14 protein-coding genes and 1 tRNA gene are annotated in these 12,910 nt (G+C 64.1%); 6 read left to right on the top strand and 9 right to left on the bottom strand.

The annotated features are described in order from the left end of the window. Positions 1-54: 54 nt before the first annotated feature. The 3 genes from pheS to rpmI form a co-directional block, all read right to left on the bottom strand. Positions 55-1,152, bottom strand: coding sequence for a phenylalanine--tRNA ligase subunit alpha (gene pheS, locus NLM33_RS29655; RefSeq protein WP_254101441.1), 1,098 nt, complete (start codon positions 1,150-1,152; stop codon positions 55-57). Between the two features lie 235 nt (positions 1,153-1,387). After that, positions 1,388-1,747, bottom strand: coding sequence for a 50S ribosomal protein L20 (gene rplT / locus NLM33_RS29650; protein WP_027528250.1), 360 nt, complete (start codon positions 1,745-1,747; stop codon positions 1,388-1,390). An 80-nt stretch (positions 1,748-1,827) separates the two neighbouring features. Next, on the bottom strand, positions 1,828-2,028 hold the full coding sequence (rpmI, locus tag NLM33_RS29645; RefSeq protein WP_008539890.1) for a 50S ribosomal protein L35: 201 nt from the start codon (positions 2,026-2,028) through the stop codon (positions 1,828-1,830). Between the two features lie 287 nt (positions 2,029-2,315). Between rpmI and NLM33_RS29640 the strand changes: the two genes are divergently transcribed. After that, positions 2,316-2,714 (top strand): hypothetical protein, encoded by a 399-nt coding sequence (locus NLM33_RS29640; protein WP_254101439.1) that lies wholly within the window; start codon positions 2,316-2,318, stop codon positions 2,712-2,714. A gap of 237 nt (positions 2,715-2,951) precedes the next feature. Here NLM33_RS29640 and infC read toward each other — a convergent pair whose 3' ends face one another. Continuing rightward, on the bottom strand, positions 2,952-3,491 hold the full coding sequence (infC, locus tag NLM33_RS29635) for a translation initiation factor IF-3 (RefSeq protein WP_254105935.1): 540 nt from the start codon (positions 3,489-3,491) through the stop codon (positions 2,952-2,954). A 242-nt stretch (positions 3,492-3,733) separates the two neighbouring features. On the opposite strand from infC, the gene NLM33_RS29630 reads away from it, so the two are divergent. Next, positions 3,734-4,540, top strand: a complete 807-nt coding sequence (locus tag NLM33_RS29630; protein ID WP_254101437.1) for a carboxylesterase — start codon at positions 3,734-3,736, stop codon at positions 4,538-4,540. A 190-nt stretch (positions 4,541-4,730) separates the two neighbouring features. Here NLM33_RS29630 and NLM33_RS29625 read toward each other — a convergent pair whose 3' ends face one another. The 3 genes from NLM33_RS29625 to NLM33_RS29615 all read right to left on the bottom strand — a co-directional run bounded on the left by NLM33_RS29625 (position 4,731) and on the right by NLM33_RS29615 (position 7,557). Then, positions 4,731-5,528: an acyl-CoA thioesterase domain-containing protein gene (locus tag NLM33_RS29625; RefSeq protein WP_254101435.1), complete on the bottom strand. Its 798-nt coding sequence runs from the start codon at positions 5,526-5,528 to the stop codon at positions 4,731-4,733. A 209-nt stretch (positions 5,529-5,737) separates the two neighbouring features. Further along, positions 5,738-6,916: a tRNA epoxyqueuosine(34) reductase QueG gene (queG, locus tag NLM33_RS29620; RefSeq protein WP_254101433.1), complete on the bottom strand. Its 1,179-nt coding sequence runs from the start codon at positions 6,914-6,916 to the stop codon at positions 5,738-5,740. Then, positions 6,865-7,557, bottom strand: coding sequence for a glutathione S-transferase family protein (locus tag NLM33_RS29615; RefSeq protein ID WP_254105932.1), 693 nt, complete (start codon positions 7,555-7,557; stop codon positions 6,865-6,867). The genes queG and NLM33_RS29615 overlap by 52 nt, the downstream gene beginning before the upstream one ends. Before the next feature lie 171 nt (positions 7,558-7,728). Between NLM33_RS29615 and NLM33_RS29610 the strand changes: the two genes are divergently transcribed. The 3 genes from NLM33_RS29610 to NLM33_RS29600 all read left to right on the top strand — a co-directional run bounded on the left by NLM33_RS29610 (position 7,729) and on the right by NLM33_RS29600 (position 10,711). Further along, positions 7,729-8,535 carry an undecaprenyl-diphosphate phosphatase gene (locus NLM33_RS29610; RefSeq protein ID WP_254101431.1) on the top strand — a complete coding sequence of 269 codons (807 nt, stop codon included), beginning with the start codon at positions 7,729-7,731 and terminating at the stop codon, positions 8,533-8,535. A 101-nt stretch (positions 8,536-8,636) separates the two neighbouring features. Continuing rightward, on the top strand, positions 8,637-9,974 hold the full coding sequence (locus NLM33_RS29605) for an FAD-binding oxidoreductase (protein WP_254101429.1): 1,338 nt from the start codon (positions 8,637-8,639) through the stop codon (positions 9,972-9,974). Next, complete coding sequence (locus NLM33_RS29600; protein WP_254101427.1) at positions 9,971-10,711, top strand: SDR family oxidoreductase; 741 nt, start codon at positions 9,971-9,973, stop codon at positions 10,709-10,711. Before NLM33_RS29605 ends, NLM33_RS29600 begins: the two co-directional genes overlap by 4 nt. A 34-nt stretch (positions 10,712-10,745) precedes the next feature. Here the strand turns inward: NLM33_RS29600 and NLM33_RS29595 are convergent, their stop codons facing one another. Then, positions 10,746-11,717, bottom strand: coding sequence for a complex I NDUFA9 subunit family protein (locus NLM33_RS29595; RefSeq protein WP_254101425.1), 972 nt, complete (start codon positions 11,715-11,717; stop codon positions 10,746-10,748). A 138-nt stretch (positions 11,718-11,855) separates the two neighbouring features. On the opposite strand from NLM33_RS29595, the gene NLM33_RS29590 reads away from it, so the two are divergent. Next, positions 11,856-11,942: transfer RNA gene (locus tag NLM33_RS29590), tRNA-Leu, on the top strand. Positions 11,943-12,529: 587 nt separating this feature from the next. Here NLM33_RS29590 and NLM33_RS29585 read toward each other — a convergent pair. After that, positions 12,530-12,910 carry a hypothetical protein gene (locus NLM33_RS29585; RefSeq protein WP_254101423.1) on the bottom strand — a complete coding sequence of 127 codons (381 nt, stop codon included), beginning with the start codon at positions 12,908-12,910 and terminating at the stop codon, positions 12,530-12,532.

The raw sequence follows: 12,910 nt of genomic DNA, 5'->3' as shown, positions 1-12,910 counted from the left end.
GGGGGGAGGGAACGGAGAGAATCATTGCGAGGCCATTTCGGTGAAGCGCCCCCATCACGAGCTCAGCCCTCCCGCGAGCGTTGGCACTTCCAGCGGCTTGAAGCCGTAGTGGGACAGCCAGCGGACGTCGCTGTCGAACAGCTGGCGCAGGTCGGCGATGCCGTATTTCAGCATGGCGATGCGGTCGATGCCCATGCCCCAGGCAAAGCCCTGGTACTCGTCGGGATCGATGCCGCAGGCGCGCAGCACGTTCGGATGCACCATGCCGCAGCCGAGAATCTCCAGCCAATCCTCGCCCTCGCCGAAGCGGATCTCGCCCTTGTCGCGGCGGCACTGGATATCGACTTCCAGCGACGGCTCCGTGAACGGGAAGAACGAGGGGCGGAAGCGCATGTTGATGTGGTCGACCTCGAAGAAGGCCTTGCAGAACTCGTGCAGGATCCATTTGAGGTGGCCGAGATGCGAGCTCTTGTCGATGACGAGCCCCTCGACCTGGTGGAACTGCGGCGTGTGGGTCGCATCCGAATCGATGCGGTAGGTGCGGCCCGGGCAGATCACGCGGATCGGCGGCTTCTGGCTCAGCATGGTGCGCACCTGCACCGGGGAGGTGTGGGTGCGAAGCAGCATGCGCGAGCCGTCCTCCTTCGGATGGAAGAAGAAGGTGTCGTGCATCTCGCGCGCGGGATGGCCGACCGGGAAGTTCAGCTTGGTGAAGTTATAGTCGTCGGTCTCGACATCGGGACCTTCGGCGACCGAGAAGCCCATGTCGGCGAAGATCGTGGTCAACTCGTCCCAGACCTGGCTCAGCGGATGGATGCGGCCGGCCTCAGTCGCAGGCTCGCGCAGGGGCAGGGTGACGTCGATGGTCTCGGCGGCGAGCCGCGCATCGAGCGCTGCCGACTTCAGGACGTCGCGCCGCGCGGCGAGCGCCTGGCCGACCTTGTCCTTAGCCTGGTTGATCGCCGCGCCTTGGGTCTTGCGCTCGTCGGGCGACATTTTTCCGAGCGTGGCGAGCAGCGCGGAGATCGAGCCCTTCTTGCCGAGCGCGGCGACGCGAACGGCTTCGAGCGCGGCCTCGTCGTTGGCGGTCGCGACATCGGCGATGATCTGGGCTTCGAGGTTGGCAAGATCGGTGCTGGTAAGATCGGTCATGGCAATCCCTTTTGGCCAGGATGCTTAGCCGATGCTCCTAGCCCGTCACACCCGGCCCAAAAGCGCGAAGCGCGTCTTCGCGTTAGATTCGCCGGGCATCCACGTCTGAGAAGTGTGTTTGCGCGAGAGATGACAGCCAGGGCACTTAAAGCGCGAAGGCACTTGAAGCGCGACGACGCGCCTCTGCCCGGGCCATCACAAGCTGAAAGCTGCGCAGAGCACAGTGGAGGACGGCTTACGCCGCCAGCGCGGCCTTGGCCTTCTCGGCGATCGCCTGGAACGCAGCGGGCTCGCGGATCGCGAGATCCGACAGCACCTTGCGGTCCACGGTGATGCCCGACTTGGCAAGGCCGTCGATAAATCGGCTGTAGGTCAGGCCGAACGGACGCACCGCGGCATTGAGGCGCTGGATCCAGAGCGCGCGGAAGGTGCGCTTGCGGCGCTTGCGGTCGCGGAAGGCGTACTGTGCGGCCTTCTCGACGGCCGGCTTGGCGGCGCGGATCGTGTTCTTGCGGCGGCCGTAGAAACCCTTGGCGGCCTTGTAGACTTTCTTGTGCTTGGCGTGGGCGGTCACACCGCGTTTGACGCGAGACATGACAAAAATCCTTCAGAGATGACTTTGGTTTTCGGAACGCCGCGGCATCCGCGGCTCGGCTGAATTGATCGTGGACGCGATCAGGCGTTCGGCAAGAAGTACTTCTTGACGTTGTCGCCGTCGGTCTTGAACAGCACGCGGGTGCCGCGGAGCTGACGGATCTGCTTCTTCGTCCGCTTGATCATGCCGTGACGCTTGCCGCGCTGGGCGTGCATCACTTTGCCGGTAGCAGTCACCTTGAAGCGCTTTTTAGCGCCCGACTTGGTCTTCAACTTGGGCATTTGGCTCTCCTAATGGCCATAACAGAATACCGCCTGCGAAGGCGATTGGCCGTCAAAAATGCTCGTTAGAGCGTTGATTGTGCTCATGTTTTTGCGACTTGCCAAGCAAATCAGCGCGAAACCCGCACGGGCACCGCCACGGCAGCCCTTAAATCAGCCGGGCGATGAAGGCTGGGCTTATGGCAGAGGTGAGGCCAATTGGCAATGATGAACCGCCGAAACGGGCCCGCAGACTATTTGAGGTCGGTACGCTTATTTTCATGCCTTGCCACCCGGAACAGGACAAGATGCCCCATTTCCCGCTGTCCCTTTTGCCTCGTGCCTTTCGCCTCAGCCCCGTCGCGCTTCTCATCTTGCTTGGTGCGACTGTCGTTCCGTCGACCGCCGATGCCCGGACCGGCGGCTACGACGGGGTCTGGAACGTCACCTTCGCCACCACGCGGGGCAATTGCAGCTCCGGCTACATGGTCCCGTTCACGGTGATCGGCAGCCGCGTGACCTCGGCCGGCGGCGGCCGGGTGTCCGGCACCGTCAACCGCGCCGGTACTGTCGCCGTCCAGGTCTCGGTCGGCGCCTCCCATGCCAGCGGCGGCGGCCGGCTTACCCGCGCTGCCGGCGCCGGTTCCTGGTACGGGATCATTTCCGGCGACCGCTGCAGCGGCACCTGGCAGGCGACGCGAACGTAAGCACTACCCGGGGAAACGGTGCCCTCCCTCTCCCGCCTGCGGGAGAGGGTCGGGGAGAGGGTATCTCCGCAAGCGATGACCCCCAAGAGGTGAGAGCCCTCACCCGGCGCTTCGCGCCGACCTCTCCCGCAAGCGGGAGAGGTTACAGCGGTGCTTGCGGCTGGCACCTTCAACAAACAAAACGGCCCGTCGGAGATCCGGACGGGCCGTTGAAATTTTGGCTGCAATAAGCCCGGCTCAGCGCGGCGCCAGCACCATGACGACCTGGCGGCCCTCGAACCTGGCGTCCTGCTCGACCTTGGCGAGTTCGGCGACGTCGCTCTTGATCTTGTCCAAAAGCTTGGTGCCGATCTCCTGGTGCGCCATTTCGCGGCCGCGATAGCGCAGCGTGATCTTGACCTTGTCGCCCTCTTCGAAGAACCGCTGCATCGCGCGCATCTTCACGTCGTAGTCGTGATCGTCGATCATCGGGCGGAGCTTGATCTCCTTGATCTCGACGATCTTCTGCCGCTTGCGGGCTTCAGCGGCTTTTTTCTGGGCGGAATATTTGTACTTCCCGTAGTCCATAATCTTGCAGACGGGAGGGCTGGTATTCGGCGAAATCTCCACGAGATCCATGCCGGCTTCCTGGGCCAGTCTGATAGCCATCATGGTCTCGACCGTACCCTTGTTGTCACCGGTCTGGTCGATCAGCTGGATCTGCGCATTGCGAATATCATCATTGATGCGCGGCCCGTCTTTGGCGGCGACGGGCGGGGCTCTATTGGGACGGCGAATGTTGGTTCTCCAAAGTTGTGAACGAAGCGGGTAGTCTGAAGGAAGATGCGTCTGCGGGCAAGCAAGTCGCACCTCGCACGCGAAAAACGCTCAAATGCGAGGCATTTTGGTCACGCCCATCCGCACGCCGCTCGACATAGACACCTTGTCCCAGTTCCGCAAGCGTCCCTAAGGGACAATGCCATCCCGGCGTGCCGCGGGCGCCCCGACAGCTCAAACCGCACAGCAAGAGTAAACGTTCCATGACCAATTCGACTGCCAACCAGGCTCCCGACTTCATCGAAGTGGGCGAGGGTCCCTCGCCGCGGAGGATCGCGGTCCGCACCCGGGCCGGGAAGGGGCCCGGGCTGTTCTGGCTCGGTGGTTTCAAGTCGGACATGCAGGGCACCAAGGCCGTGGCGCTCGATGATTGGGCGGTGGCGCATGGCCGCGCCTCCGTCCGGTTCGACTATTCCGGCCATGGCGAATCCGGCGGCGATTTCGCCGACGGCACCATCGGGCGCTGGCTCGAGGAGAGCGTCGCGGTGTTCGCGCGATTCTGCGAAGGCCCGCAGATCGCTGTCGGTTCCTCCATGGGCGGCTGGATGGCGCTGCTGCTCGCGCGCGAGATCAGGAAGCGCGCCGGCAAGGAAACCGGCACCAGCAAGCCATCGCTGGCGGGGCTTGTGCTGATCGCGCCAGCGCCTGATTTCACGGAAGAGCTGCTGTGGAAGAATTTCCCGGCCAATGTGAAGAAGGAGATCGAGACCACGGGCCACTGGCTTCGGCCGTCGGAGTATGGCGACGGCTCGTCCTATCCGATCACGCGGAACCTGATCGAGGAAGGCCGCAACCATCTCGTGCTCGGCAGCGCCATCGACGTCGGCTGTCCCGTGCGCATTCTGCAAGGCGCCAGGGACCCGGACGTGCCGTGGCAGCACGCCTTCGCGCTGACGCATCGCCTGCCGGCCGATGACGTCGTGCTGACGCTGATCCAGGACGGCGATCATCGCCTGTCGCGCCCGCAGGACATCGCGCGCATCCTTGCCGCGGTCGCGGAGATCGGGTGAGCTGTTTTCACACCAAAGGTGTCGTCATCCGCCTTGTGCGCAATTGCGCACTGGGGCGGATGATCCAGTACTCCGAGACGGCGGTGATCAAGCTGAGAGGCTGCGGCTTACTGGATGCCCCGCCGGAGCCTGTCATCGGGCTCGCCGGAGGCGAGACCCGGTGGCGGGGCAGGGGATGAGAAACGCGCCGCTACCGCTTCGACGGATTCGCCATCGGCTTGCGCTGCGCGAGTGCCGCCACCGTCGAGGTGCCGATCGGTCCCTGCTCGTCATAGAGCCAGCATTCGCCGATCGCGATGCCGTCGGCGGAGTGGTGGTTCACCACCTCGAAGCCAATCCATTCCGTCACCGGCAGGCGGTGCAGATACACGGTGACGTCGCCGTTGATGAAGGCGAGGCCCTGATCGCCGGCATTGGCGAACGGGCTGGCGAAATCCGCAGCCACCGCGACGCGCGTGAACGGCGTCAGCGCAAAGCCGTCGACCAGCTCGCGCACCTCGCTCATCCAGAGCCGGCGCGGACCGAGCGAGCCCATATGGCCGACAATGGGGCGCGTCGTCCATTTGCCGTGCATGCCGAGCCGCGGATCGGTCGGCTTTGGAATGTCGGCAGGCCTCAGTGCATCCCAGTTCGGCGGCGACCAGATGTTGCCGTCCGGATTCTGCGTCCGCCGCAGGAGCTGGCACGAGGCGCGCGCCATGCTGACGCCGCCGGAGACAAACTCCGCTTCCACCACGCGGATGCGCAGGCCGTCGCGGACGAGCCGCGTGGTGATCTCGATCGGCTTGTCGATCGTCGGCAGGCGAAACATGTCGACCGTGAGCCGCGCCGGAACGAACTCGGGGCCTGAATGACGCTCCTCAATGCCGAAGCCGAGCAGGCCGACGATAACGCGTCCGTGCAGCGACTTCGGATCCCAGGGACCATTGGCAACTTCCGTCGGATGGAATGTATCGCCGCTGCGCGTGAAGAAAGGCGTGTTTGTCATGACGCGCGACCTTGAAGGAACGCGCGGGGAAATCAAGGTGTCTGCCCTCATGGTGAGGAGCGCGGAACGCGCGTCTCGAACCATGAGAGCCCGGCTCCAGCAGCTCGGCCTTCATCCTTCGAGACGCGTGCAGAGCACGCTCCTCAGGATGAGGGTCAGGAGCGGTGTTCGTCTTCCTCATCCACCGCTGTCATCGTGACAGTGGAGTGTCAGGAGCCGGCGCGCCACTCCTCGCGCACGCTGTCGTCTTGCTCTGCGGTCATCGCAGCCGCTCTCATCGCGGCAAACTCCTCGCTGCTCATCAACTGCCCCAACGCCCACACCGCGGCGCCACGGACCAAGGGGCTCGCATCATCCAGCAGACGTCGCGCCTCCTCCGCCAATGCCGCATCGCCGGAGTTGCCGATCGCGATCAGCACGTTGCGCAGGAAGCGGTCGCGGCCGATACGCTTCACCGGCGATTTCGTGAACAGCGTGCGAAATGCCGCATCGTCAAGCCGCGCGAGCTCGGCCAGATCAGGCGCGCGCAGCGCCTCGCGTGCGGCGAGCTTTGCCTCGCGGCCTTCTTGCGCGAACTTGTTCCAGGGGCAGGCGGCGAGGCAGTCGTCGCAGCCATAGATGCGGTTGCCGATGGCTTTACGAAACTCGTGCGGGATCGGTCCCTTGGTCTCGATCGTCAGATAGGAGATGCAGCGCCGCGCATCGAGCTTGTAGGGCGCGGGGAATGCTGCGGTCGGGCAGATGTCGAGGCATGCACGGCACGAGCCGCAATGATCGATCTCGCTCTCATCGCGCGGCAGTTTCAGCGTGGTGTAGATCGCGCCGAGAAACAGCCAGGAGCCGAACGCGCGCGAGACGAGGTTGGTGTGCTTGCCCTGCCAGCCCAAGCGCGCCGCCTGCGCCAAGGGCTTCTCCATCACGGCCGCGGTGTCGACGAACACCTTGACCTCGCAAGGCGCCGCCGCAACCAGCCAGCGCGCCAGCGCCTTCAGCCGCTTCTTGATCAGGTCATGATAGTCATCGCCCTGCGCGTAGACCGAGATCGCCGCACGCGTGCGCTCACGCAGGATCGCCAGCGGATCCTGATCAGGGCCGTAATTGACCCCCAGCATGATCACCGAGCGCACGTCGCGCCACAGACCGCGCGGATCGACGCGGCGCTCCGGCTGCGCCGCAAGCCAGTCCATGTCGCCATGGGCGCCCGAGGCGATGAATTCGAGGAAGTGTTTTCCGGCACCTTCGATCGCGCCGGGCGCGGTGACGCCGATGCAGTCGAAGCCGAGCGCCTGCGCCTCGCGCGCCAGCGCCGTCTTCAGGTCAGAGAGATCGGCGTCGGTCAGAAATCCAGGTCCACATAGGTCCGCGACGCCGGCACGCCGGCCAGCCATTCGCTCAGCAGCGGGCGGAACGACGGGCGGGATTTCACCCGCGCGTACCACGCCTTTGCTGCCTCGTCCTCGCTCCATGGCACGTCGCCCAGATAGTCGATCGCCGAAAGATGCGCCGCGGCGGCGAGATCCGCGTAGGTGAGCCGGTCGCCGGCGAGGAAGTTTCGCGTCTGCGCCAGCCAGCCGATATAGGCCAGATGATAGCGCACATTGGCCTTGGCGGCGCGCATCACGTCCGCCGAAGGCGGCCCGCCGCCATTCTCCTCGCTCATGAAACGCTTGTAGATGCGTTCGGTCACCAGCGGATGAGAGACTTCCTCGAAGAATTTTTCGTTGAACCACGCCATCAGCCGTCGCACCTCGATGCGCTCGGCAATTGTTTCCGGCATCAGCCGCTTGACGCCCATCGCGGCGCCATGGGCCTCGTCGATATATTCGGCGATGATCGCGGCGCCCGGAACGGACAGCTGTTCCTCGGTCGCCAGCACCGGGGTGGTGCCCGCCGGGTTGAGCGTCAGAAAGGCCTCGCGCCGTTCCCAGGCGCGCTCTTCCACCAGCTTCAGGTCGAGCCCGTACTCGCCGATGATCAGGCGAATGAAGCGCGAATGCGGGCAGAACGGATGATGAAACAGCGTGAACATGCAGCCTTTAATTATTTCGGGGGTGCTTAAGAATCCATCAATGTTTGTTCGGCGCCACACTAGTCTTTCAAAACCGCGAGGCAACCCCGTGAAACTCGCATTTAGCGATTGCGGCAGGGGGACGAATAGGCGAGAAGAGCCCCGCTTTTCCAGCCGAAATGGACCGTAAATATGTCAGACACGATACGGGCAGTGATCCTCGGCATCATCGAGGGTGTGACCGAGTTCCTCCCCGTTTCCTCCACCGGACATCTGCTGCTTGCCGAGCGCTTCTTTGGTCTGGGCGAAGGCGCGTTCTGGGATTCCTTCACGGTCCTGATTCAGCTCGGCGCGATCCTCGCGATCGTGGGGCTCTACTTCAAGAAGCTGTGGGATGTCGCGATCGGCATGTTCACGGGCGATGCCTATGCCCGCCGCTTCGTGATCGGCGTGCTCGTCGCGTTCCTCCCTGCGGTCATCGTCGGCCTCGTCGCCGGCAAATACATCAAGAGCATGCTGTTCAATCCCTGGGTGGTGTGCTTCACGCTGATCGTCGGCGGCGCCATCCTGCTCTGGGTCGATCGCCTCGATCTCAAGCCGCGCGAGCATGATGCGACGCGGTTTCCGCTTCTGACCTATCTGTTGATCGGCATCGCGCAATGCCTGGCGATGATTCCGGGCGTGTCGCGCTCGGGCGCCAGCATCGTCGCCGCGATGCTGCTCGGGGCGGACAAGCGCGCGGCGGCGGAGTTCTCGTTCTTTCTCGCCATCCCCACCATGGTCGGCGCCTTCGCCTATGACTTCTACAAGAACCGTTCCGAGATGACGATGGATCACATGGGCATCGTCGCGATCGGCTTCGTGGTGTCGTTCGTCACCGCGATCATCGTGGTGAAGACCTTCCTCGAATACGTCACGCGCCACGGCTTCACGCTGTTCGCCTGGTGGCGCGTCATCGTCGGCTCGCTCGGCCTGATCGCGCTGGCGCTGGGACGGTAATTCGATCGGGAATCGCGCAGCTTTCTCAACGTAATGTAAGTGTTTGGACGGTAGGCAGTTTCCTTGAAGCAGGGCGAGAAGCCCGCGCGAAGGAGCTGAACATGGCGCTGATCAGCGGCTGGGGACGTTTCCCGGTCGTCGATACCGACCTCCTGACACCGCGATCGTTCGGTGCGGTCGACGATGCCATCGCCGCGACCTCCGGCGGCGTCGCGCGTGGCAATGGCCGCGCCTATGGCGATGCCGGCATCGGCGTCAACCAGACCATCGGCATGACCGCGTTCGACCGTATCAGGTCGTTCGATCCGGCGACCGGGCGTATTCGCCTGGAGGCCGGCGTGCTGCTGTCCGACATGATCGACACGTTTGGACCGCGCGGCTTCCTGCCTTACGTCGTGCCGGGCACCCGCTTCGTGTCGGTCGGCGGCGCCATCGCCGCCGACGTGCACGGCAAGAACCATCATTGCGAGGGCGGCTTCGGCCGCTATGTCGACAAAATCCTGCTGCGCACCGGTTCGGGCGAGACCATCGAGGTCTCACGCGAGGAGAATCCGGATGTCTTTCGCGCCACCATCGGCGGCATGGGCCTGACCGGTGTGATCCTCGAGGCGACGCTGCGGCTGCGACCGGTCGAGACCGGCTGGATCCGAGAACGGGTGATCTCGGCGTCCGATCTGCATGCGGCGATGCGCGCGCTCGATGCCGGCGACTCCGCGACCTATTCGGTGGCGTGGATCGATTGCGTGGCGCGCGGCAGCGACCTCGGCCGCTCGCTGATCTATCTCGGCGAGCATGCCCGCGCGAGCGAGCTGCCGCAGGGTGCGGAAGCATTCTCCCGTGGGCAGGACCCGCGGCTCAACGTGCCCATCGATCTCCCATCGATGACGTTGAACCGCTACAGCGTCCGCGCCTTCAACGAGCTCTATTACCGCATGGGCGCGCGCCGCGCCGGCGGCAGTCATTTGGTCTCGATCTTTCCCTATTTCTTTCCGCTCGACGGCGTCGGCGGCTGGAATCGCATCTATGGGCGGCGCGGCTTTCTCCAGCATCAATGCGTGATCCCGCAGGACGGCGCGCTTGCCGTGCTCGGTGACATCCTCGATCGCGTCTCCCGGCGCGGCGATGCCTCGTTCCTGGCCGTGCTCAAGAAGCTCGGCCAAGGCGACGGCCTGATGTCGTTTCCGATGCCCGGCTACACGCTGGCGCTGGATTTCCCGGTGACCGGAAGCATCATGAATTTCCTCGACGAGATCGACCGTCTCGTCGTCGCCGCCGGTGGCCGCCTCTATCTCGCGAAGGACGCGCGCCAGTCGCGCGCCACGTTCGAGGCCGGCTATCCGGCCCTGCAACGCTTCAAGGAGATCCGGGCATCGCTCGATCCCTCCAGGAAAATCCGCTCAAAACTTTCGCAGCGTCTGTTTGATGAGGTGCAGCCGTGAACTCTCGCAAGATCGTGCTGGTGCTGGGGGGCAGCTCCGATATCGGACGCGCCACCGCGCGCAGCTTCGCCAAGGCCGGCTGGGATGTTCAGCTCGCGGGCCGCGATGCCGCCGCGCTGGAGCCTGATGCCGCCGATCTGCACGCGCGCTATGGCATCAGCGCCAGCACGCATCGCTTCGACGTGCTGGATACCGCTTCGTTCGACGGCTTCGTCGCGGGCCTTGCCGCGCTACCCGATGTCGTCACCTCGATCGTTGGCCTGTTGGGTTCGCAGGAGACCGCCGAGCGCGACCTCGATCATGCCACGACGATCATGCGTTCCAACTACGAAGGTCCGGCGCTGATCCTCGGCCTGTTCGCCGAAAAATTTCTGGCACGCGGCAGTGGCTCGATCGTCGGCGTGTCCTCGGTCGCGGGCGACCGCGGCCGCGCCTCGAACTATGTCTATGGCTCGGCGAAGGCCGGGTTTTCCGCGTTCCTGTCGGGCCTGCGCGCCCGCGCCAGCCGAGGCGGCGTTCACGTCGGCACCGTCAAGCCCGGCTTCGTGCGCACGAAGATGACCGAGGGCATGAAGCTGATCGGCCCGTTGACCGTGGAGGCGCAAGTCGTCGGCGACGCCATCTTCGGCGCCGTCGAGCGCCGGACTGACGTCGTCTATGTCAGCGGCAAATGGCGCCTCGTGATGTTGATCATCAAGGCGCTGCCCGAAGCCGTGTTCAAGAAGCTGAAGTTCTGAAGCTGCGCTCCCTCTCCCCGCAAGCGGGGCGAGGTCAGGCTACGCCGTTCTTGCGCTGGAACTGGCCGGCGGGGCGGAAGCGCCAGAGATATTGCGGGGCGATGCCTTCGAGCGAATCCGGCGTGACGCCGAGGCCTTCCAGGGTTAGCCCGGCCGCCTTCGCGGCATCCGAGACCACATTGTCCTTCTCGAGCAGCGTCACCTGGTCCGGCGTCAGCTTGAACGCGCCCGGCGCGAATTGCAGGAAGTTGGCCTGGAAGCGGGCGAGGCCGAACGGCAGCGGTACCAGCATCGGTTTGCGATTGGTGATCGCGACGATCGTCTCGATGATCTCGCGCATGGTCAGAACTTCGGGACCGCCGAGCTCGTAGGTCGCGCCCGCCTTGGCCTTGCCATCGACGGCGTCCGCAATCGCGGTCGCGACGTCGCCGACATAGACCGGCTGCATCCTGGTCTCGCCGCCGATCAGCGGCAGCACCGGCGACATCCGCGCCAGCGCCGCAAAGCGGTTGGTGAACTGGTCCTCGGGTCCGAACACCACCGAGGGACGGAAAATCGTGGCCGACGGCACGGCCGCCAGCACCGCCTGCTCGCCGGCGGCCTTGGCGCGGGCATAGAGGGAGGCCGACTGCGCGTCGGCGCCGATCGCGGAGACATGCACCAGGGAAGCGCCGGCGGCGGCTGCGGCCTTGGCGACGGTCTCGGCGCCCTTGGCCTGGACGGCGTCAAAAGTCTGCGCGCCGCTCTCGGCGAGGATGCCGACCAGATTGATCACGATATGCGAATCACGCAGCGCCGCCTCGACCGAGGCCGGGTAGCGCAGATTGGCCTGCACGGTGTGGACCTGCCCGACCTTGCCCGAGGGCTGGAGGAAGCCGGCGAGCTCCGGCCGGCGGACCGCGACCCGGACCCTGTAGTCGCGCTTGCAGAGCGCCCGGACGACGTTTCTGCCCAAAAACCCCGATCCGCCGAAAACCGTGACGAGGGTGTCGAGATTCGATGCCATGGGGGTCCGTTCCTGCCGAAGGCTGTGCCTGAGGCAGGCTTGTATCGGGCCGGTTTGCGATGCGCAATCGGCTCGCCACGTTCGATTTGACAAGCGCGTCATCGATCCGTAGTAACCGCGCCGTGCCCCAAGCGGCATGCCCAGGTGGCGGAATTGGTAGACGCGCTGGCTTCAGGTGCCAGTGGCTTCACGGCCGTGAAGGTTCGAGTCCTTTCCTGGGCACCACCCCCTTCCAAGCGATTGAAATCGGGGCAATTTGCGCCGCCCACCCGGGACAGGCGCAGCCTGAAGTAGCAGATTTTTAGGTATGCCGGCCTGATTGAGCTTGGGGCTCCTCTGCTGGGCTATCCAATCGTGATATCCAGGCGGGATGAAATGGCCGTGGCCGCATCTCAGGTTTGGAGATTTGGTCGGCATCGCATTCGTTGCCGCCGTCCTCGGCATGTTTGTCTTTCTCGCCGTGGAACGTCCGAACTTCTCGCAACAAGCGACGCACGCGGGATTTGGTCCCGGTTGGGATTGTACCCAAACCGGGGCGAGCGAGCCTGTCTGTGTGAAGAGAGTCGCTCCGGTCAAATGAACGATAGTCGTCAACCGGGATTGTTCGCGGGATCGGAGTGCGGGACGATGGATCGGCAGGCGTGCGGTCACGTCCGACAAGCTGATCGGTGTTTACAGGAGCGAAGCGGAAGGTGAAGCTGCAAGGCTTCGTGCGCTACAGCTCGAAGTTTCCGCACGCTCCCGAAGGCTTTCTCGTTGGCCGATACGAGTTGAATTCTGACCATTGGCGAGAAGGCTATGTCACCGCATACTCACAGCGTGGCAGTAGCGGATAGTCCCGCCGTCACCGAGAGGGGATCGAAAACCTGGCTGTATTTCGGAGGCTTGAACGGCTTGCAATCATCCGAGCGGTAATTGATCAGCGAGCTGCTGCAGTATTTCTTCATATCCGGTTGACAATGGTGATGGCCAAATCGCTTCAGGTACACTGTTGAATCCGTATCCAGAATGTCCCTTACCTGCAGCTTCAGCAGGAGCGGTCGGAAATTCTGCAGGAATCCTTCCGCGTCTAAAAAGAAATACTGGCAAGCGAGTTGTTTGGAGCAGCGGTTGCTCTCAACGCACATCGCAAGCGAATCGAAAAACTTCAACTCGACCAATGCGGCTGCAGCCGTCTCTTGATCAGTGATCAA

The organism is Bradyrhizobium sp. CCGUVB1N3 (genome assembly GCF_024199925.1).
GTDB lineage: Bacteria > Pseudomonadota > Alphaproteobacteria > Rhizobiales > Xanthobacteraceae > Bradyrhizobium.
The sequence above is the reverse complement of the archived record's forward strand: the minus strand, read 5'-3'. Positions and strand labels throughout refer to the sequence as shown.